This window comes from Sphingomonadaceae bacterium OTU29LAMAA1 (assembly GCA_024072375.1).
GTDB lineage: Bacteria > Pseudomonadota > Alphaproteobacteria > Sphingomonadales > Sphingomonadaceae > Sphingomonas.
This window is the reverse complement of sequence record CP099617.1, coordinates 1,791,112-1,810,049: the sequence shown is the minus strand read 5'-3', so window position 1 is coordinate 1,810,049 and position 18,938 is coordinate 1,791,112. Positions and strand designations below refer to the sequence as shown.

Annotated in this window: 21 protein-coding genes; 9 read left to right on the top strand and 12 right to left on the bottom strand. The window is 65.5% G+C overall.

The genetic code is table 11. From position 1 onward, the window contains the following. Positions 1–107 precede the first annotated feature (107 nt). From coaD to NF699_08815, 3 genes are read right to left on the bottom strand one after another with little or no spacing between them, the layout of a single operon-like run. Positions 108–614, bottom strand: a complete 507-nt coding sequence (gene coaD / locus NF699_08825; protein USU06742.1) for a pantetheine-phosphate adenylyltransferase — start codon at positions 612–614, stop codon at positions 108–110. Positions 615–634: 20 nt separating this feature from the next. After that, complete coding sequence (locus tag NF699_08820) at positions 635–1,525, bottom strand: polyprenyl synthetase family protein (protein USU06741.1); 891 nt, start codon at positions 1,523–1,525, stop codon at positions 635–637. 4 nt (positions 1,526–1,529) lie between these two features. Continuing rightward, positions 1,530–1,769 carry an exodeoxyribonuclease VII small subunit gene (locus NF699_08815; GenBank protein USU06740.1) on the bottom strand — a complete coding sequence of 80 codons (240 nt, stop codon included), beginning with the start codon at positions 1,767–1,769 and terminating at the stop codon, positions 1,530–1,532. A gap of 75 nt (positions 1,770–1,844) precedes the next feature. Here NF699_08815 and NF699_08810 point away from each other — a divergent pair, with 75 nt between their 5' ends. Continuing rightward, positions 1,845–3,203 (top strand): NAD-dependent succinate-semialdehyde dehydrogenase, encoded by a 1,359-nt coding sequence (locus NF699_08810; protein USU07039.1) that lies wholly within the window; start codon positions 1,845–1,847, stop codon positions 3,201–3,203. Between the two features lie 4 nt (positions 3,204–3,207). Here the strand turns inward: NF699_08810 and NF699_08805 are convergent, their stop codons facing one another. Both NF699_08805 and NF699_08800 read right to left on the bottom strand, forming a co-directional pair. Further along, a complete protein-coding gene (locus NF699_08805; GenBank protein USU06739.1) occupies positions 3,208–3,402 on the bottom strand; it encodes a hypothetical protein in 195 nt (64 codons plus the stop codon). 58 nt (positions 3,403–3,460) lie between these two features. After that, positions 3,461–5,161 (bottom strand): GGDEF domain-containing protein, encoded by a 1,701-nt coding sequence (locus tag NF699_08800; GenBank protein ID USU06738.1) that lies wholly within the window; start codon positions 5,159–5,161, stop codon positions 3,461–3,463. A 161-nt stretch (positions 5,162–5,322) separates the two neighbouring features. On the opposite strand from NF699_08800, the gene NF699_08795 reads away from it, so the two are divergent. Further along, positions 5,323–5,598: an NUDIX domain-containing protein gene (locus NF699_08795; protein ID USU06737.1), complete on the top strand. Its 276-nt coding sequence runs from the start codon at positions 5,323–5,325 to the stop codon at positions 5,596–5,598. Positions 5,599–5,622: 24 nt separating this feature from the next. Here the strand turns inward: NF699_08795 and NF699_08790 are convergent, their stop codons facing one another. The 3 genes from NF699_08790 to NF699_08780 all read right to left on the bottom strand — a co-directional run bounded on the left by NF699_08790 (position 5,623) and on the right by NF699_08780 (position 8,862). After that, a complete protein-coding gene (locus NF699_08790; GenBank protein ID USU06736.1) occupies positions 5,623–6,042 on the bottom strand; it encodes a hypothetical protein in 420 nt (139 codons plus the stop codon). 166 nt (positions 6,043–6,208) lie between these two features. Beyond that, entirely contained in the window at positions 6,209–8,521 is a 2,313-nt protein-coding gene (gene clpA / locus NF699_08785) for an ATP-dependent Clp protease ATP-binding subunit ClpA (GenBank protein USU06735.1), read from the bottom strand. A gap of 146 nt (positions 8,522–8,667) precedes the next feature. Continuing rightward, positions 8,668–8,862, bottom strand: coding sequence for a DUF1192 domain-containing protein (locus tag NF699_08780; protein USU06734.1), 195 nt, complete (start codon positions 8,860–8,862; stop codon positions 8,668–8,670). Positions 8,863–8,935: 73 nt separating this feature from the next. Between NF699_08780 and NF699_08775 the strand changes: the two genes are divergently transcribed. The 4 genes from NF699_08775 (at position 8,936) to NF699_08760 (ending at position 12,378) form a co-directional block, all read left to right on the top strand. Further along, on the top strand, positions 8,936–9,934 hold the full coding sequence (locus tag NF699_08775; GenBank protein ID USU06733.1) for an NAD(P)H-quinone oxidoreductase: 999 nt from the start codon (positions 8,936–8,938) through the stop codon (positions 9,932–9,934). Between the two features lie 120 nt (positions 9,935–10,054). Further along, complete coding sequence (locus NF699_08770) at positions 10,055–10,720, top strand: DUF1013 domain-containing protein (GenBank protein ID USU07038.1); 666 nt, start codon at positions 10,055–10,057, stop codon at positions 10,718–10,720. Positions 10,721–10,830: 110 nt separating this feature from the next. After that, a complete protein-coding gene (locus tag NF699_08765) occupies positions 10,831–11,697 on the top strand; it encodes a dienelactone hydrolase family protein (GenBank protein ID USU06732.1) in 867 nt (288 codons plus the stop codon). A gap of 57 nt (positions 11,698–11,754) precedes the next feature. Then, positions 11,755–12,378: a glutathione S-transferase family protein gene (locus tag NF699_08760; GenBank protein ID USU06731.1), complete on the top strand. Its 624-nt coding sequence runs from the start codon at positions 11,755–11,757 to the stop codon at positions 12,376–12,378. Between the two features lie 179 nt (positions 12,379–12,557). On the opposite strand, the gene NF699_08755 is transcribed toward NF699_08760, so the two are convergent. From NF699_08755 to NF699_08745, 3 genes are all read right to left on the bottom strand, one after another. Beyond that, the gene (locus tag NF699_08755) at positions 12,558–12,785 is read right to left on the bottom strand and encodes a DUF1289 domain-containing protein (GenBank protein USU06730.1); all 228 of its coding nucleotides are present in this window, start codon (positions 12,783–12,785) and stop codon (positions 12,558–12,560) included. Beyond that, on the bottom strand, positions 12,785–14,245 hold the full coding sequence (locus NF699_08750) for a DEAD/DEAH box helicase (GenBank protein ID USU06729.1): 1,461 nt from the start codon (positions 14,243–14,245) through the stop codon (positions 12,785–12,787). Before NF699_08750 ends, NF699_08755 begins: the two co-directional genes overlap by 1 nt. 104 nt (positions 14,246–14,349) lie before the next feature. Next, complete coding sequence (locus NF699_08745) at positions 14,350–14,820, bottom strand: hypothetical protein (GenBank protein USU06728.1); 471 nt, start codon at positions 14,818–14,820, stop codon at positions 14,350–14,352. Between the two features lie 65 nt (positions 14,821–14,885). Between NF699_08745 and NF699_08740 the strand changes: the two genes are divergently transcribed. The 3 genes from NF699_08740 to NF699_08730 all read left to right on the top strand — a co-directional run bounded on the left by NF699_08740 (position 14,886) and on the right by NF699_08730 (position 17,797). Beyond that, on the top strand, positions 14,886–16,319 hold the full coding sequence (locus tag NF699_08740) for an FAD-binding oxidoreductase (protein USU06727.1): 1,434 nt from the start codon (positions 14,886–14,888) through the stop codon (positions 16,317–16,319). Positions 16,320–16,374: 55 nt separating this feature from the next. Further along, on the top strand, positions 16,375–17,136 hold the full coding sequence (locus tag NF699_08735; protein USU06726.1) for a SapC family protein: 762 nt from the start codon (positions 16,375–16,377) through the stop codon (positions 17,134–17,136). A 115-nt stretch (positions 17,137–17,251) separates the two neighbouring features. After that, entirely contained in the window at positions 17,252–17,797 is a 546-nt protein-coding gene (locus NF699_08730) for a cytochrome b (GenBank protein USU06725.1), read from the top strand. 224 nt (positions 17,798–18,021) lie between these two features. Here the strand turns inward: NF699_08730 and NF699_08725 are convergent, their stop codons facing one another. After that, positions 18,022–18,882 carry an N-formylglutamate amidohydrolase gene (locus NF699_08725; GenBank protein ID USU06724.1) on the bottom strand — a complete coding sequence of 287 codons (861 nt, stop codon included), beginning with the start codon at positions 18,880–18,882 and terminating at the stop codon, positions 18,022–18,024. Positions 18,883–18,938 lie beyond the last annotated feature (56 nt).

Here is an 18,938-nt window from a genome sequence, read left to right as displayed (position 1 = left end):
TGAACATCGTGGCCGGAATGGGGCGGAGACTTGCTGGTGGCGGGGAAAGGAACCGGCAGTCGGAAGAGCTCTGACAACAATGTAGCCTGAGCGACGATAAGGGGGGATCAGCTGCCCTTGCGGCCCAGCACCTCGACTCGCGCAACGACCTCCTCGCAAACGGCGGGTGTCACGAACTTCCCGATCGGTCCGCCGAACAGCGCGATTTCCTTGACCAATCGACTGGCGATCGGTTGCAGCGCGACGTCTGCCATCAGGAATACCGTCTCGACCCGCGGGTTGATCTGCTGGTTCATCCCCGCCATCTGATATTCGTACTCGAAGTCGGCTACCGCACGCAGACCGCGGATGATGACCTTCGCACCCTCGCGCTCGGCGAAATCCATCAGCAGTGAATCGAACGCGACGACGTCGATCGCACCCCCGACATCTGCCACCTCTCGGCGCACGATCGCCATCCGTTCCTCGATCGTGAACATCGGCGATTTGGATGGATTGGTCGTCACCCCGATCACCAGTCTGTCGACCAGCTTCGCACCGCGGCGAATGATGTCCATATGCCCCAGCGTCACGGGGTCGAAAGTGCCGGGATAGACGCCGATCCGTTCACTCATTTCGTTGCCCCCGAATGGCCTCAATGGTCCCGTTCGACCACGTAGCGCGCAACGTCGCGCAACACATCCGCCTCTGGCCCATGGCCATGCAGATGCTGCACCGCCTGATCCACCAGCATGCGGCATTGTTCGCGCGCACGGTCGATGCCGAGCAGCGACAGGAACGTCTCCTTGCCCGCGCCCTCGTCCTTGCGCAGCTTCTTGCCGGCGATCGCCTCGTCGCCCTCGGCATCGAGCAGATCGTCGGCGATCTGGAAGGCGAGGCCGAGGTCGTGGGCATAGCCGCGCAGGCCGGTGCGACCCTCCGGCGGCACCCGGCCCAGAATCGCGCCCATTTCGACCGATACAGAAATCAACGCACCGGTCTTCATCTGCTGCAACCGGGTGACGGTCGGCAGGTCGAACCGTGATCGTTCGGCGACCAGATCCATCATCTGCCCGCCCGCCATGCCCGAAGGGCCGGACGCGCGAGCGAGTTCCATCACCAGATCGGCGCGCACGAACGGGTCCGGATGCGTATCGGGATCGGCGAGAATCTCGAATGCCAGTGCGTGCAGGCAATCGCCCGCGAGGATGGCCGTCGCCTCGTCATACGCCTTGTGCACGGTCGGCTTGCCGCGGCGCAGATCGTCGTCGTCCATCGCCGGCAGGTCGTCGTGGATCAGCGAATAGACGTGGATCGCTTCCACAGCCGTCGCGACCTCGCCCGAACAGTCGCGCGACACGCCAAACAGGTCGGCGGTGGCGCACAGCAGCAGCGGTCGCAGCCGCTTGCCGCCGCCGATCGCGGCATGGCGCATCGCTTCATACAGGCTCGACCGGGGATCGTCCGGCACCGCAAGCAATCGGTCGAACCGCGCGTCGATGTCGGCCGACACGGTCGCCATGGCGTCCGCTAACGCAGGCTGCATCGCCTCAGCCCGCGGCAAAGGGGCGGGTACCGGCGGCCTTGCCGTCGGCATCCAGACGGATTGCCTCGATCCGGGCCTGCGCGGCGTCGAGCCGTTCCGCGCAGCGCTGGCGCAGGCGGTCGCCCCGCTCGTAAAGCTGGATCGACTCGTCCAGCGTCGCCTCTCCGCTTTCCAACCGGCCGACGATGCGTTCCAGTTCCTTGAGGGCGTCCTCGAACGACAGGGTTTCGATCGGCGTATCCATGCGTGTCGCTATGCGGCACGGGCGGGGCGGGTGCAAGAAGCGGGATCGCTCGCGATTGCGGCGCGTTGGCCGTTGATGTTCACAAGTATCGATCCCGCTACCGGCATCGCCGGCGCCAGCATTGCCGAGCTCACCGCCGCCGAACTGGAGGACAAGATCGCCCGCGCCGCTGCCGCGTATGTGCGATGGCGGACGACGACGTACGACGAGCGGACCGCCTTGCTGGAACGTATCGCGGAACAGTTCGAGGCCAATGTGCGCGAACTGGCGGAGATCGCGACGCGCGAGATGGGCAAGACCCTGTCATCGGCCATCGCCGAGGTGCAGAAATGCGCCGCGGCGTTTCGTCACTATGCCCAGGAGGGACCGGCGATGCTCGCGCCGGCAACGTTCCAGACGCCAAACGGTCCCGCCACCGCGCGCTGGCTGCCGCTGGGACCGGTACTGGCCGTCATGCCGTGGAATTTCCCGTACTGGCAGGTCGTTCGCTTTGCCGCGCCGACGATCATGGCGGGCAATGTCGGGTTGCTGAAGCATGCTTCGCTGACGCAAGGGTGCGGCGCGGCGATCGAACGGATGATCGTCGCGGCGGGTGCGCCCGCCGGCTTGTTTCAGAACCTTGCGATCAAGAGCGACAAGGTTGATGCCCTGATCGCAGATTCGCGCATCGTTGCGGTGACGCTGACCGGCAGCGAGAGCGCGGGGATCAAGGTCGCCGAGGCGGCGGGGCGTCACCTGAAGAAAGCGGTGCTGGAACTGGGTGGGTCGGATCCGTTTATCGTCATGCCCTCGGCCGATCTAGACGCTGCGGTCCAGCAGGCGGTGAAGGCGCGGGTGCAGAACACCGGCCAGTCGTGCATCTGCGCCAAACGGATGATCGTCCATACCGACGTCTATGATGCTTTCCTGGAGCGGTTCTCGACGGCGATGCGCGCAGTCAAGGCCGGCGATCCGATGGACGGCGACACCGACATGGGACCGCTGTCGAGCGAAGAGCAGCGCGCCACCACGCTCGGCCAGCTCGAGGCGATCCGGCGCGCCGGCGGCAAGCTGTTGTTCGGCGGCGAGGCGTTGCCAGGCAGGGGCGCTTATATGTCGGCCGGAATATTGGTCGACGTGCCGATCGATCATCCGGCGGCGCAGGAGGAATTGTTCGGTCCTGTCGCGATGGTGTTCCGCGCCGCCGATATCGACGCCGCGATCGCGCTGGCGAACGACGTGCCGTTCGGCCTCGGATCGTCGGTCTGGACACGCGACCCGGCCGAGCGCGACCGGTTCGAGCGGGATATCGAGGCTGGCATGATCGCGGTGAACGCGATGCTGGCCTCCAGTCCGGAGGCCCCGTTCGGCGGTATCAAGCGGTCGGGTTACGGGCGGGAGCTCGGTCCATACGGGCTGCACGAATTCATGAACCTGAAGACCGTGATCGGCTGATCAATCAGGTACGGCGCGCGGTCCAGGTATAAAGGACGGAGAAGCCCATCAGCCCCAGGTCGATCGCCGCCTGCACGCGATGGGGTTGTGTATCACCAACGTCATGGGTCAACAGGCGGATGTTCGGAGTCGGGTGGCGCACCGCTACGATCGTCACGACCGCCAGTGCGGCGATTGCCAATTTACGACGGTCCGTCATCCAGCATGTCCTCCCCGACGATGCGTAGCAGAAAGTCGAGGCGGCTGCCAGCGGCCCGTCAGGCGGCGTCGGCAAGCGTCGCGCCGTTACGCACGCGGTCGCGGCCTGCCGCCTTCGCCTCGAACAAGGCGCGATCGGCGCAGCGATACATCGCCTTCCAGTCAGTCTCGCGGGTCAGCGGGCCGATGCAGGTGCCGATGCTGGCAGTGACGGTCAGGTCGAACGGCATCCGCTCCATGCGCAGCCTGTCGAGCACGCCACGCGCGTCGAGTGGCGCCTCGGCCGGAGCGATCATCGCGAATTCCTCGCCGCCGACGCGCGCTACCAGCGCCTCGGGCGTCGCGGAGGCGCGCAAGGCCCTTGCGATCACGCGCAGCACCTCGTCGCCGCCGTCATGGCCGATCGTCTCGTTGATGCTCTTGAAATGGTCGATGTCGATCAGGATCAGCTGGTGGTCTTCCGTCCGCCCGATCGCATTGTCCAGAAAAGCGCGGCGGTTGAGCAGGCCGGTCAGCGGATCGGTCGCGGCGAGCAGGCGGGCGGCGATCTCCTGCTCGCGTGCCTCGTCCCGCTCGACGCTGAGCAGGCGAATGCGATAGGCGACGCCGAGCGACGACAGCGCCGCCTCCAGCGCCATCGCCAGCAGCGTCGAATTGTCGATCCACATCTGCCAGCCGATCAGGTTGAACGCGGCGAGGACACGGACGCCGGCCAGCGCAACCGGCGCGCCCCAGGCGAGGGCGAAGATCCAGAGATAGTTGCTGCGCCGCCGCCAGGCGCGGACAAGCACCGGCACCAGCCAGGTGATCACCAGCAGATACGCGAAGGTGCTCAGCGGATCGGTAATGTCCGCAAAGCGCGGTGACAGAATGGCGTAGCTGCCGGTGGCGATCAGCAGGAACGCGATGACGAGGTTGCTGTACGGCCGCAGCCAGCCGTCGAAGACGCGCTGTTCCAGAAATGCGCGGGCGAACACCATCGCGGTCGCGGCGGACCAGCCGAGCAGCACATAGCTCAGCCGCTGCCGATCGTTGTTGTCGATACCGGTCAACTGGCCGAGCAGCCCCGATGAGGTGAAGGCATAGGCCAGCAGGCACAACACCATCAGGCAATAAGCCGGCTGGAACGCCTGCCGCAGTGCTGCCCAAAGCGCCAGATTGTAGACGAGCAATGCCAGGCACATGCCGGCGAAGGCCGCATAGAGCGCCGCCATCGTAATTTCGGTATTGGCAGCGGTGCGGTGATCGACCAGCGCCGGTCCTACCAGTACGCCACGACGATTGAGCGATCCCTCGATATGCCAGAGCAGCCGCGTCGGGTGGACGTGATGGCGTGGCAATGCCAGCTGCACCACGGCGCCCAGCATCAGATGCTCACCGGCGGTGGCGCTGGTGAAGCCGATATGCCGGATCGCGCCATCGGCATACAGGACGTAGAGGGTGACCCGGTTCTGCCACAGGCTCGCCTGCCGGACCTGGGTGACGGGGCCGCCCACTGCAGCCTGTGGCAGCGGTTGCGACAGGACCCAGAAATCGCCCGCGCCGAAATCGGTCGCTCTGGTCGTACAATCGAACCGGTCGGGATGCGCGAACAGCGCCCCTGGCAACGCGTCGCCAGCGATCCCGGACAACAATGTTGCGGGCAAGATGCAGGTCCGCAGCGGCGTACCGGTAGCCGCGACCGCCGGCGCAGCGACGATGCTTGCCAGCAGCAGCAGCAGGGTGGCAACGATGCACCGGATCGGAGGCCACTTCGGCATGCACCCCTAGTAAGTCATCGTTTCCAAAGCTTTGGTAAACGGCATGTCAGGGATACGAAGGATTGGCCTGGAACGGGCGAGGACAGGCGATACCAATGGCAGATATCCCGGTGAACGCGTTCGTTGCACCGGACGTGCAGACCGAATCAGCCTAGGCTGCAATGCGACGGGAGATCGTCGAGGAGTTGGGCATCGTCGTGGTCGCCGCACGCTTGCTGTGCTTCGTCGACCAGATCGACGTGGCGCGGGGGACGCATTGGGTCGCACCGATCTATCGCGCCGATGCCTTCACTGGAACTCCGCGCAATATGGAGCCGGCGAAGCACCACGGACCTGAATGGTTTCCGCTGGATGCCATGCCCGATGCGCTGACCACCCCGACGAAAGCTGCGATGACCGCGCTGCGGACGGAGTCACTGGAACCGCCGTTTCGCTAGACCCGCCCGGCGGCGTGCGACCGTTCAAACCAGCATGTGGGGCTGTCGCGGGCCCAGTACCGTCAGGCCGGTGTCCTCGATCATGACACGTAGCGCGAATGGCGGCAGCAGCGGAACGTCCGCGATGCCGCTATCCCAACCGGGGCCATCGACGATCAGGCGCACCATCACCGTAACCAGGGCCGCGGCGAAACGGGGTTCCGCTTCGTCGCTGATAACAGTGAATATCCGTCGCATGCGACTGCATTCGTCTATCGCGGTTTGGGTCCACATGAGGGGAAAAGCGCCGACGGCGTCGTTCGACCGGATGCGGAACCCACTGCCGGAATCGGGCGATGCAGGCCGATCACGATGCAAGGGAGATACGTGGCAAAGGTCGTCGAAGCTGGTCCGGGCAAGATGCCATCCACCCAGCCAGCGGGCCACCGTCTTGCTGTCGATCATCCGCCCGGCCGCCGCGTCTGCCAGCGCCTTTGCATCGCTGGAGGCGCGAACGTCTGGGTCGGGGAGCAGTTGGGTAGGGGCGTCGAATGTCGGCACCCGAAAGCATTATCACCGATGCGGACCGAACTGGCTAAAGTCCGGTCCGTTTCGGAGGTTGTTCTAACGCTTACTTGGCATCGACCGGCTCGGCCTTGCCTTTCTTGCGCGGCTTCTTGGGCGCCGCGGCTTCGATCGCGAAGGACAGCGCGCCATCCTTCATCCGCACCGTCACCTCGCCGCCATGGACCAGCTTGCCGAACAGCAATTCCTCGGCCAACGGCTGCTTGATCTTTTCCTGGATCAGGCGACCCATCGGACGCGCGCCGTACAGCTTGTCATAGCCCTTCTCGGTCAGCCAGCTCTTCGCGGCATCGTCCAGATTGATGTGGACGTTGCGGTCGGCAAGCTGGAGTTCGAGCTGGAGGATGAACTTGTCCACCACCCGCGCGACCACCTCGGTCGGCAGATACCCGAACGGCACGATCGCATCGAGCCGGTTGCGGAATTCCGGCGTGAACATCTTCTGCACCGCCTGCTCGTCCTCGCCCTCGCGCGTCAGATTGCCGAAGCCGACCGTCTCGCGCGCCATGTCCGAGGCACCGGCATTGGTGGTCATGATGAGGATGACGTTGCGGAAATCCACCGACTTGCCGTGCTGATCGGTCAGGCGCCCGTTATCCATCACCTGCAACAGGATGTTGAACAAATCGGGATGCGCCTTCTCGATCTCGTCGAGCAGCAGCACGCAATGCGGGTTCTGGTCGACCGCATCCGTGAGCAACCCGCCCTGATCGAACCCGACATAGCCGGGAGGCGCACCGATCAGCCGGCTGACCGAATGCCGCTCCATATATTCGGACATGTCGAACCGCTGGAGCGGGATGCCGAGGATCGACGACAGCTGCTTGGCGACCTCCGTCTTGCCGACGCCGGTGGGGCCGGTGAACAGATAGTTGCCGATCGGCTTCTCCGGCTCGCGCAGGCCCGCGCGGGCGAGCTTGATCGCCGACGCCAGCTTCTCGATCGCGCTGTTCTGGCCGAACACGACGCGCTTGAGATCGGTCTCGAGACTTTCCAGCGCCGCCTTGTCGTCGGTCGAGACCGACTTCGGCGGGATGCGCGCCATCGTCGCGATCACCTGTTCGATCTCCTTGGCGGTGATCGTCTTCTTCCGCTTGTTCGCCGGCACCAGCATCTGCATCGCGCCGACCTCGTCGATCACGTCGATCGCCTTGTCGGGCAGCTTGCGGTCATTGATGTAACGCGCCGACAGCTCCACCGCCGACTTGATCGCATCGGGCGTATATTTGACGTTATGGTGATCCTCGAACGCCGAGCGCAGGCCGGCGAGGATCTTGATCGTATCCTCGATCGTCGGTTCGTTGACGTCGATCTTCTGGAACCGGCGCAGCAGCGCACGATCCTTTTCGAAATGGTTGCGGAATTCCTTGTAGGTGGTGGAACCGATGCAACGGATCGTGCCGCCCGACAGTGCGGGCTTGAGCAGGTTGGACGCGTCCATCGCGCCACCAGACGTTGCGCCCGCACCGATCACGGTGTGGATCTCGTCGATGAACAGCACCGCATGCGGCAGCTTCTCGAGTTCGTTGACGACCGCCTTCAGCCGCTCCTCGAAATCGCCGCGATAGCGGGTGCCGGCCAGCAACGACCCCATGTCGAGGCTGTAGATGACCGCTTCCTTGAGCACGTCGGGAACCTCGCCCTCGACGATCTTGCGTGCGAGCCCTTCCGCGATGGCGGTCTTGCCGACGCCGGGATCGCCCACGTACAGCGGATTGTTCTTCGACCGGCGGCACAGGATCTGGATCGTGCGATCCACCTCCGGCCCGCGCCCGATCAGCGGATCGACCTTGCCGATCTTGGCCTTTTCGTTGAGGTCGACGGTGAATTGCTTGAGTGCGCTTTCCGTCTTGCCCTTCTCCTGTCCCTTGGCGGGCTTGTCCTCCTCGGCGCCTTTCGGCGGCGTGGCGTCGGCGGTGCCGCCCTTGCCGACGCCGTGGCTGATGAAGCTCACGGCATCGAGGCGGCTCATGTCCTGCTGCTGCAGGAAGTAGACGGCATAGCTCTCCCGCTCGCTGAACAGCGCGACGAGCACATTGGCGCCGGTCACCTCGTCACGGCCCGACGATTGCACGTGCAGGATCGCGCGCTGCACGACCCGCTGGAAGCCGCTGGTCGGCGACGGGTCGGTCGAGGCATCGACCTTCAGTGCGTCGAGTTCGGTGTCGAGGTAGTGCGCGACGGTGGTCTTGAGCTCGCCCAGGTCGACGTGGCAGGCTTCCATGACCTTGGAGGCATGTTCGTCGCCGATCAACGCGAGCAGCAGATGTTCGAGCGTCGCATATTCGTGCCGACGCGAGGACGCGGCTTCGAGCGCCTTGTGGAGCGTAGTCTCGAGCGCGGGGGCGAAGGATGGCATTCAGATTACTCCAGTCGGACTATGGAGGCGCCGGGGGTGCGTCGCCGCGTCCTTTCCACCAATGTCGGTATCGGGGGCGCGTCCATCAAGCTCTTGACACCGCGACCGGAGCGAAGGGCTCTGTGCCCATCCGGTGCGGCAACGGCTCATCGCCTGAATAACGCGTCGGCGCTTGCGCGGTGGTTAACCGATCGATCGCGCGCGGCGCGGGTGCGAGCGATCTCACCTTCCAGCGCGGCAATGCGCGAATCCAGCTCGTCGACAGACAACGGATCGAGGTCCTGCCGCAGCAGCTCGGTCAATGCGTCGTTGGGACGCGAAGGGGCGTCGTCCAGATCCATCGTCTATCAACGTTGACCCTTGCCCCGGTGATGTCAATAAGGCGCGCGGATCGGACGCGAAGGATGCGACGGGATGAGCGAACTGCCCCAGATGATGCAGGCGATCGACCCGGAGGCGCCGGGCGGACCGGAGGTGCTTCGGCTGGTCGAGCGACCGGTGCCGCAGCCGGGTGCGGGCGAAGTGCTGATCCGCGTCGCCGCCGCCGGTGTCAACCGTCCCGACGTGCTTCAGCGCAAGGGCGGCTATGCGCCGCCACCGGGCGCTTCCTCGATCCCCGGTCTGGAAATCGCCGGTACGATCGTCGCGGTGGGCGAGGGAGTGGAGGACACGCAATTGGGTCAGCCGGTCTGCGCGCTGCTCGCCGGGGGCGGCTATGCTGAATACGCCGTTGCGCCCGCCGGTCAGTGTCTGCCGATCCCCGAGGGGTTGGAGATGATCGAGGCGGCGGCGATACCCGAGACGCTGTTCACCGTCTGGACCAATCTGTTCGAACGCGCCTTCGCAACCGAGGGCGACAGCGTGCTGCTACACGGCGGTACCAGCGGCATCGGAACGATGGCGATCGCGTTGTCCAACATCTTCGGCCTGACGATCATCGTCACCGCGGGATCGGACGCGAAGTGCGCGCGGGCGCTGGAACTGGGCGCGGATCACGCGATCAACTACAAGACGCACGATTTCGTCGAACAGGTGAAGGCGATCACCGACGGCAAGGGCGTCACCGCAGTCATCGATATGGTCGGCGGCGATTACGTGCCGCGCAACCTTCAATGCCTCGCCGACGACGGTCGCCACGTTTCGATCGCGGTGCAGGGCGGGCCACAGGCGACGATCCCGCTGTTCGAGATCATGCGCCGCCGCCTGACGTTGACCGGATCGACGCTGCGCCCGCGCGACACCGCCTTCAAGACGCTGGTGGCAGACGAGATCGCCCGTACGGTGTGGCCGCATGTCGAGTCCGGCCGGCTGCGCCCGGTGATCGATCAGGTATTTCCGCTTGGCGAGGCCGCGGCCGCGCACGCCCGGATGGAAGAGGGCGATCATGTCGGCAAGATCGTGCTGACGCTATAGCTGCCGTCGCACCTTGCCCTTCCGAGCAGTGCGCAGTACATCGCAGGTTATGACACGGCCGCTCCGATAAGGGGCGGCCCTATTTATTTCCGACGGAGTTTTCCCGTGGCCCAGCCGCTCATGCCTCATGCGACCGCTTCCTGGATGGTCGACAACACGTCGCTGTCTTTCGACCAGATCGCGGACTTCTGCGGTCTCCACATCCTGGAAGTGCAGGCGATCGCCGACGACACCGCCGCGACCAAGCTGACCGGGCGCGACCCGATCCGTGCGCACGAGGTGACGCAGGAAGAGGTCGACAAGGGCCAGGCCGATCCGGCCTATCGCCTGAAGATGATCAAGGGCCCCGAGCAGGTCCGCCGTACCAAGGGGCCGCGCTACACCCCGGTGTCGAAGCGTCAGGACAAGCCCGACGGCATCGCCTGGATCATCCGCAACCATCCCGAGATCACGGACGGCGCGATCAGCAACCTGATCGGCACCACCCGCACCACGATCGCCGCGATCCGCGATCGCAGCCACTGGAACATCGGCAACATCACGCCGAAGGATCCGGTGACGCTCGGTCTGACGACGCAGCGTGAACTGGATGCCGCGGTCGCCAAGGCGTCGAAGGCATCGGGCAACGAGGCCGCACCGACCGATACGCGCCTTGAAGGCGACCGCGAGGCGCTGATCGCATCGTTGCGGGCTGAGCGTGACGCAGCGGCGCGCGGTGTCGATGTCGATCATAACGATCCCGCGGCGGCGGCGGCGGCACTGTTCAACGATCCGTTCAAGCGCTGACGCGGTCCGGCCGAACTGTGTCTCCGATCCTGCGAGAGCAGGAACACGTAATGCGTTGGCACCGGCGGTGAGTCTCGGCTAGCCTCCCCCGAATACTTGGGAGAGCGCGCATGTGCGACGAATTGACCGCCGCCGATACCGACCGTCATCTGTCCCGGCGTCAACTGGGTGCCGCCGCGGGCGCGATCGGCGCGGCGGTGCTGCTGCCCGCTCCGGCGAACGCGAAGCCGATCAAGGGCCGCGACGTGGTCATCACCACGCCCGATGGCCAGTGCGACGCCTATTTTACCGCACCGACGGCCGGCAAGCATCCGGCGGTGCTGATATGGCCCGACATCATGGGCCTGCGTCCCGCGTTCCGCACGATGGCGGACCGGCTCGCCCAGTCTGGCTACGCAGTGCTGGTCGTCAACCAGTTCTACCGCTCGGCCAAGTCGCCGATCGTCCAGCCGGGCGAGTCGTTCGACCAGCCGGCGGTTCGCGAACGGATCACGCCATGGCGGGCGGTCCTGACGCCCGCGGCGGTAACCAGCGACGGCAAGACCTTCGTCGCCTTCCTCGACACGCAGAAGGAAGTGGATACGAAACGCGGTATCGGCAGCGCCGGCTATTGCATGGGTGGGCCGATGGTGATCCGCACCGCGGCAGCCTCATCACGGATCAAGGCTGGTGCCTCGTTCCACGGCGCAGGGCTGGTCAACGATGCCCCTGACAGCCCGCACAAGCTGGTCCCGCAGTTGCGCGGCGGTTATCTGATCGCGATCGCCACCAACGACGATGCACGCAACCCGAACGACAAGGTCGCGCTGCGGGAGGCATTCACGACCGCGAAGCGCCCTGCCGAGATCGAGGTCTATGACGGTGCGATGCACGGCTGGTGCGTGATCGACAGCAAGGTCTACAATCAGCCACAGGCCGAGCGCGCGTGGGGAAAGATGCTCGATCTGTTCGCGAACAACCTCGATCGCCACGCTTGACACTGGAGACAGGATCGTTCGATCTTTGTTCCGGCGAGTCTGATGAGAGAATTGCAAATGGCCGACCTGATTCTTTACACGAACCCGATGTCGCGCGGTCGGATTGCGCGCTGGATGCTGGAGGAGGCCGGCGTCGACTACGATGCCGTGTTGCTCGACTATGCCTCGACGATGAAGGAGCAGCCGTTCCTGTCGGTCAACCCGATGGCGAAGGTGCCGGCGATCATTCACGGAGGCAAGACGGTGACGGAATGTGCCGCGATCTGCGCCTATCTTGCCGAGGCGTTTCCCGGTGCCGGCCTCGCCCCACGCGAAGACGAACGGGCGGACTATTATCGCTGGCTGTTCTTCGCGGCCGGGCCGGTCGAGGCCGCGATCACCAACCGCTCGCTCGGTGTCGCGCCGACCGATCAGCAACAGCGGATGGCTGGTTATGGCACCTACGACCGCATGGTCGATGTACTGGAACAGGCGGTGGCGGCGCATGAATATATCGCCGGCGATCGGTTTACGGCAGCGGACGTCTACGTCGGGTCGCAGGTGATCTGGGGCGCGCAGTTCGGTTCGCTACCGAAGCGCGACGCGTTCGATGCTTATATCGCGCGGCTGACGGCGCGGGAGGCGTATGAGCGGGCCGCGGCGCTGGACGACGCGGCAATGGCCGCGATGGCTGCCACCTGAGCTGTCACTGTGGTCAGTGCGAGCGAACCGAAGGCCCCGGCGCGTCTTGATAAGGCGCTTGCTACGGCTACGGGTTGTCTGCACCTCTCCCGGTCACGGAGGACAGCAGTCGGGGAACATCCCGAGGTGACGACAAGGGCCTGACGCCGATCGACACGAAGCCGACGGTGTGACCGCCGTTATCGCGGCGCCCTGCGTCGCGTCGGCAATGCCACCATGATCGCATCGCGCTCTGCCGGCGTCATCACGCTCCACGCGGCGATTTCGTCCAGCGTGCGACCGCAGCCGCGGCACAGGTCCCCGGCGTCGATGGCGCATACGCCGGTGCAGGGACTGACGATCACCACCGGCGGCACCGGCTGGATCACGGCATCGGACGGGCGGCGGGGGCGACCGCCGCCCGGCATCAGAGCGCGATCACCGCGTTGAGGAAGTCCGGGATCGGACCGTTCCAGCCTTCGTCCGGACCATCGTCGCGCTCGTCGCGACGCGGACGACGATCATTGCGGTCATCGCGGCGCACGTCGCGCCGCGGCGGCGGCGTGAACGTCGGCCCGGCGCGCGGCGCGCGTTGCGGACGTTCGGTCTGCTGCGGAGCTGCCTCGACCTCCGCCTCGCGCTCGACCTGCGGCGCTTCCTCGACTTCGGCACGCGGTGCGCGCTCGCGCCGGCCCTCACCACGCGGCGCACGCTCGCGGCGGGCACGACGCGGTTCTTCCGTGGCCGGAGCTTCCGCCTTGGGAGCGGCGCCGATCTCGAGCCGATCGATCTTCTGCCCGGTCAGCTTCTCGATATTCTGGATGTTCTCGGCATCTTCCGACGTCACCAGCGTGAACGCGATGCCGGTCGCGCCACCGCGGCCGGTGCGGCCGATACGGTGGACGTAATCGTCGGGATGCCACGGCGCATCGAAGTTGAACACGTGACTGACACCCTTGATGTCAAGCCCGCGTGCAGCGACGTCGGACGCCACCAGGATGTTGATCTTGCCGTCCTTGAACAGGTCCAGCTCGGCAATCCGCTGCGCCTGTTCCATGTCGCCATGGATCTCGCCGGATTTGAAGCCGTGCTGCTTCAGGCTCTTGTTGAGCTCGCGCACGGTGGTCTTGCGATTGCAGAAAATGATCGCGTTGCGCACCTCGTCGGTGTTCAGCAGCTGGCGCAGCGCGTCGCGCTTCTTCGCCGCCACGCCCGACACCGGCACCAGATATTGCTTGATGCTGAGGTTGGTCGATGCCGGCCGCGACACCTCGATCGTCTTGGGGTTGTCGAGGAACTTGTCAGCAAGCCGCTTGATCGGGGCAGGCATCGTCGCCGAGAACAGGAGAGTCTGGCGCGTCTTGGGCAGTTTGGTGCAGATTTCCTCGATATCGGGGATGAACCCCATGTCGAGCATCCGGTCCGCTTCATCGATGACCAGCATCGAGCAGCCGGTGAGCAGAATGTTGCCGCGCCCGAACAGATCCATCAGGCGACCGGGCGTCGCGATCAGCACGTCGACGCCTTTTTCCAGCGCCTTGATCTGGTCGCCCATCGACACGCCGCCGATCAGCAGCGCCATCGACAGCTTGGTGCCCGCGCCGTATTTCTCGAAATTCTCGGCAACCTGCGCAGCGAGTTCGCGCGTCGGCTCCAGAATCAGCGAGCGCGGCATGCGGGCGCGGCTGCGGCCGTGCGACAGGATGTCGATCATCGGCAGTACGAACGCGGCAGTCTTGCCCGTTCCCGTCTGGGCGATGCCAATCAGGTCGCGCATCATCAGTACCGACGGGATCGCCTGCGCCTGGATCGGGGTCGGCTCCGTATAGCCGGCGTCGGTGACCGCCGTCAGGAGTTCGTCGGAAAGGCCGAGGTCGGCGAAGCTCATGCCAAAAGGCTCATGCAAAGGTCCGGAAAAGAACGGCCGCACACGCGCGCAGCAACGCTAACCGGGCGCTTGCGGATTTGCCAGCAAAAGTCAAGAAAAGGCGGTCAGCGAGAGACCTGAAGCGTCTTGAACGTGCTGATTCCGCAACTGGCTCCCGAACGCATCCGGATGACGTCCCGATCGGCGCACACCTTTCCGTCGGCGGCGGGGCGCAGGTAGAAGCCGCTATAGAAGTCCATCGGTCCGCAATCGTCGTCCAGTTTCGCACGCAGACGCTTGCCGCCTGCCATCACGAGATCGACCGCACCAGCTTCGGTGATCAACGCGCCGCCAAGATCGGCGACGGCGACGCACTTCGGCCCCTTCTTTTCCTTGTAGCGGACGATCGGTGCCGGAATTGCGACGCGCCCGACCGATCGGCTCATGCTCATACGGGGAACGCGAATCACGACGCGTTCGTGGATCGTCGCCTGCGCCCATTGCACCCCGTCGAGTTGCGCCAGCGCATCGCCGACAAACGCGACGGCGGGTGCAGCGAGGGCGAGGAGGGATACGGGGAAGGCGGGATGCAGCATGGCAGGCTCCGGTTCCTAGCCACCGTCGTTGAACACGCGATGAACTTGGCCTAGCGCACCGCGGCATGACGCCCGCGCAATCCGCCATGCTCGATGCGCTCCGTCCCGATTTGGGACCGAACGGCATCATCACCGATCCTGCCGATATCGCACCATGGGAAACCGACTGGCGCCGGCGCTTCCACGGTCGGTCCCCGGCCTTACTGGCGCCGGCTTCGACCGCGGAGGTTTCGGCGATCGTCGCGGCGGCGGTGCGACATCGGGTTCCGCTGGTGCCACAGGGCGGCAACAGCTCGATGGTGGGCGGAGCGACCCCGCCTGCGGACGGTTCGGCGCTGATCCTGTCGTTGCGGCGAATGAATCGCATCCGGTCGGTCGATGCAGAAGCCGGGCTGGCGGTGGCGGAGGCGGGAGTAATCCTGTCCGACCTGCACGACGCGGCATCGGCGGTGGAGCGTCGTTTCCCACTTACGCTGGGCGCAAAGGGCAGCGCGACCATCGGCGGACTCGTGTCTACCAATGCCGGGGGAACGCAGGTGCTGCGCTTCGGATCGATGCGCGGCCTGGTCGCGGGGCTCGAAGTGGTGCTGGCGGATGGCAGCATCCACGACGGTCTGGCGGCGCTGAAGAAGGACAATCGCGGATACGACCTGACACAATTGCTGGTCGGGGCGGAGGGGACGCTGGGCGTCGTCACCGCCGCAACGCTCCGGCTGGTGCCTGTGCCTGAGATTCGTGCGACGGCCTGGGTGACGGTCGCCGACCCAAAGGCTGCCCTTATTCTGCTCCGCCGCTTCCAGCAGGCGACCGAGGCGCTGGAAAGTTTCGAAATCCTGCCACGCGAATCGCTGGCCGCGGTGCTCGCCTACGTTCCCGGCGCGCGGGCGCCGGTTGTTGGCGATCATGCGTGGCATGTCCTGATCGAGCATACCGATGCCATGGGAGCTGCGCTGATGGAGCGCCTGCTAGCCGATGCGCTGGGGGACAATCTGGTCGCCGATGCAACGATCGCCGCCAGCGAGGCACAGGCGGCAGCGTTCTGGCGCATCCGCGAGTCGATCTCCGACTCGGAACGGGCGTTGGGACCGGCATCGCAGCACGATCTGTCGGTGCCGGTGGAGACCATGCCGCGGTTCATGATCGAGGCGGCGGCGGCGTGCGAGGCGCGCTTTCCCGGGACGCACGCCAGCGGTTTCGGCCATCTGGGCGATGGCAACATCCACTTCCACGTCCGGGCTGCTCCGGGTACCGACCCGGACGTCTGGTATGCCGAGAACGTGCCGGAGGTGACGCGATTCGTCGACGATCTGGTCATTGCCGCGGGCGGGTCGATCGCCGCGGAGCATGGCATCGGCCAGATGAAGCGCGGCGAGCTGGAGCGGCTATCGTCACCGGCGCGGCTGGCGACGCTCCGCGCGATCAAAACGGCGATGGACCCGCTCTACATCCTCAATCCGGGCAAGCTCGTCGCGCTTGCGCCTGAGGCTGCGGCCCAATAGAGCAACGCGCCAACCGCGGCTGCGCCGCAAACACATTACGACGTGGAGAGTTCCGATGGCCAGCGCGCCGCTTCCCCTGTTCTACAATGGCCTCGAGCCGCTTTCGAGCGAGACCCACGCGACCTGGCGCGTGCGGCAGCAGGACAGTGCACCGTTCCTGGTCGGGCAGCATGCGGTGCCGATCACCACGGACGAATTCCCGATGGTGCAGCGTCACATGCCGATCGTATTCTCGGTTGGCGAAGATGCCATTCCGCTGGCGCTGATGGGCCTTAACGAAGGCGTCAACGTCTTCATGGGCGACGACGGCAAGCTGACCGAGACGAACTTCTACGTGCCGGCCTATGTGCGACGCTATCCGTATATGCTCGCCCGCCTGCGCCCCGACTCAGACGAGCTGTCGCTCTGCTTCGATCCGACGTCCGAAGCGCTCGGCGCGTTCGACGAGGGCGACGTGCTGTTCGAGAACGGCCAGCCGAGCCAGACGACAAAGGCGATTCTCGACTTCGCCGAGCAGTTCGAACAGGCCGGTGCGCGTACGCAGGCTTTCATGAACGAGCTGCGCGAGCAGGAGCTGCTGATGGAGGGCGAGGTGACGATCCAGGCCGATCAGAACCAGCAGCCGTTCGTCTATCGCGGCTTCCAGATGATCAACGAGGAAAAGCTTGCAGGCCTGCGCGGCGACCAGCTGCGCAAGATGTCGCAGTCGGGCATGCTGCCGCTGTTGTACGCGCACCTGTTCTCGCTGTCGCTGATGCGCGAAATCTTCGCGCGCCAGGTCACGCTGGGCAAGACGCCGCAGCCGCAGATCGGCTGATGCGCGGCGGGGGGGCGCCTGCGGCTCTCCCGACCGGCCGCCGGTGACTATCGTCCGCGCTTGACCCTGCCATGCGCGCGGGGGACTGTCGGATCCTTACGGCAAGGGACTCGACATGGCAGGATTTTCCCGCGGCGAATATTATTCCGGTGTCGCGATCGCCTTTCACTGGTCGATCGCGGTGCTGGTCATCGTCAATCTGGTTATCGGGATCGGCCACGACGCCATTCCGGTGCTGCGATCCCTGATGGGCGCGCATAAAGCGATCGGCATCACCGTGCTGTTGCTGACCGCCGGGCGCGTCGCCTGGCGCCTTGCCCATCGACCGCCCGCCTTGCCCGCCGGCACGCCTGTATGGGAAAAAGGCGTCGCCCACGCGACGCACTGGACCTTGTACCTGCTGATGATCGCGATGCCGCTGACCGGTTGGCTGATGGTGTCGGGGCCCGGTCCGCACCGACCGCTGCTGTGGTTCGGCCTGTTCGATGTTCCGACGCTGCCGGTCGGCAAGGGGCTGGCCGATCTTGGCCATGATGCGCACGGGCCGATCGGCTGGCTCATGGCGGCGTTGGTGGTGCTCCATATCGCAGCGGCCTTGCGGCATCACCTGATCCTGCGCGACACCGTGCTTACCCGCATGGCGCCTGCGTTGCGTCGATAGGTCCGGCGGCAGATTACGGCATCGGCTCGCGGAACAGGGCATTCGCAAAAATAATCATCGGGCGGGTACGTCGGGGTTGAACCAATCCACGGTTCACCTATTTTACTTCTGTACGGCGCTCGTGTCCCCCCTTTCGCGACGCCGTATGGCACACTTTCAGTGTGCCTCCTCCCTGAACCTTGGCCACCTCGTGCGAACAGCACGGGGTGGTTTTTTTATGTCGTTCATTCGGCTGCCAGCGCGGTGGCGCCTGCTTGCCCTGCCAGTGCCTCATCCGTGACAGCGTCGATCATCGTGCGCAGCATCGCGATGGTCTGCGCCATACCGGTGCCGGGCCGGTCGAGCATAGGGTCGAGATACAGAGTCCGGTCGATCTCGATCTGGATCGCGTGGATATTCCGCGACGGCGCGCCCTGCCGCTCCAGGATGTGACCGCCGGCGTAGGGGGTGTTGAGCGCGGTGCGTACGCCGGTTTGCGCCGCTGCCGCCTCCAGTCGCGTGACGAAGCGACCGGCGGATGCCTGGCCAAACCGGTCGCCCAACACGATCCGGGCATGCGGACCGACCGCTGGCATCGAATGTATGTCGAGCAGCACCGCGATCCCGAACCTGTCCCGCGCTGCGGCCAGCGTCATGGCAAGCGCTTCGTGATACGGGCGATAATCCTCGACGATACGGGCCGCGACCTCCGCCCCGGTGAAGCGGCGTCGCCACAGGTCGCCGGCCGCCCCGGCGCGACGGGGGACGAGCCCCAGACCGCTGCGCAACTTGGTCGACGCGGTGGGCTGACTATGCGATCGCGCGCCCTCGTCGACGCGGGCATCCCGCTCGGCCTCGCTGCGGTTGAGATCGATCCACGCACGGGCGCGATGTTGCACCAGCATCGTCTCGACCGATCGAGCGCCCTGCGCGACGTGATCGACGTAGCGATCCTCCAGCACCACCAATGCGGCTTCGGGCACGCGTAGCGCGGTGCGCAACGCCAGCGGATAATCACGGCCGGCGTGCGGCACCGACAGCACTACAGGGCTCAGCGGTGTGCCATCCGGCTCCTGACCGCCGATCCGTTCGAACGAAGCGTCCATCTGTGGCACGGCTTAGCGGTTTCGCGCGTTCGGCGCTCTGGAAATCTTCACACCTC

Excerpts from the sequence above, each read along its gene's own strand:
- NF699_08805 (USU06739.1), bottom strand. The coding sequence starts at position 3,402 with ATGACGGACCGTCGTAAATTGGCAATCGCCGCACTGGCGGTCGTGACG.
- NF699_08790 (USU06736.1), bottom strand. The coding sequence starts at position 6,042 with ATGATCGACAGCAAGACGGTGGCCCGCTGGCTGGGTGGATGGCATCTT.
- NF699_08770 (USU07038.1), top strand. The coding sequence starts at position 10,055 with ATGCCTCATGCGACCGCTTCCTGGATGGTCGACAACACGTCGCTGTCT.
- NF699_08810 (USU07039.1), top strand. The coding sequence starts at position 1,845 with ATGTTCACAAGTATCGATCCCGCTACCGGCATCGCCGGCGCCAGCATT.
- coaD (USU06742.1), bottom strand. The coding sequence starts at position 614 with ATGAGTGAACGGATCGGCGTCTATCCCGGCACTTTCGACCCCGTGACG.
- NF699_08800 (USU06738.1), bottom strand. The coding sequence starts at position 5,161 with ATGCCGAAGTGGCCTCCGATCCGGTGCATCGTTGCCACCCTGCTGCTG.
- NF699_08780 (USU06734.1), bottom strand. The coding sequence starts at position 8,862 with ATGGATCTGGACGACGCCCCTTCGCGTCCCAACGACGCATTGACCGAG.
- NF699_08820 (USU06741.1), bottom strand. The coding sequence starts at position 1,525 with ATGCAGCCTGCGTTAGCGGACGCCATGGCGACCGTGTCGGCCGACATC.
- NF699_08745 (USU06728.1), bottom strand. The coding sequence starts at position 14,820 with ATGCTGCATCCCGCCTTCCCCGTATCCCTCCTCGCCCTCGCTGCACCC.
- NF699_08775 (USU06733.1), top strand. The coding sequence starts at position 8,936 with ATGAGCGAACTGCCCCAGATGATGCAGGCGATCGACCCGGAGGCGCCG.
- NF699_08750 (USU06729.1), bottom strand. The coding sequence starts at position 14,245 with ATGAGCTTCGCCGACCTCGGCCTTTCCGACGAACTCCTGACGGCGGTC.
- clpA (USU06735.1), bottom strand. The coding sequence starts at position 8,521 with ATGCCATCCTTCGCCCCCGCGCTCGAGACTACGCTCCACAAGGCGCTC.
- NF699_08815 (USU06740.1), bottom strand. The coding sequence starts at position 1,769 with ATGGATACGCCGATCGAAACCCTGTCGTTCGAGGACGCCCTCAAGGAA.
- NF699_08735 (USU06726.1), top strand. The coding sequence starts at position 16,375 with ATGGCCAGCGCGCCGCTTCCCCTGTTCTACAATGGCCTCGAGCCGCTT.
- NF699_08755 (USU06730.1), bottom strand. The coding sequence starts at position 12,785 with ATGCCGGGCGGCGGTCGCCCCCGCCGCCCGTCCGATGCCGTGATCCAG.
- NF699_08795 (USU06737.1), top strand. The coding sequence starts at position 5,323 with ATGCGACGGGAGATCGTCGAGGAGTTGGGCATCGTCGTGGTCGCCGCA.
- NF699_08760 (USU06731.1), top strand. The coding sequence starts at position 11,755 with ATGGCCGACCTGATTCTTTACACGAACCCGATGTCGCGCGGTCGGATT.
- NF699_08730 (USU06725.1), top strand. The coding sequence starts at position 17,252 with ATGGCAGGATTTTCCCGCGGCGAATATTATTCCGGTGTCGCGATCGCC.
- NF699_08725 (USU06724.1), bottom strand. The coding sequence starts at position 18,882 with ATGGACGCTTCGTTCGAACGGATCGGCGGTCAGGAGCCGGATGGCACA.
- NF699_08740 (USU06727.1), top strand. The coding sequence starts at position 14,886 with ATGACGCCCGCGCAATCCGCCATGCTCGATGCGCTCCGTCCCGATTTG.
- NF699_08765 (USU06732.1), top strand. The coding sequence starts at position 10,831 with ATGTGCGACGAATTGACCGCCGCCGATACCGACCGTCATCTGTCCCGG.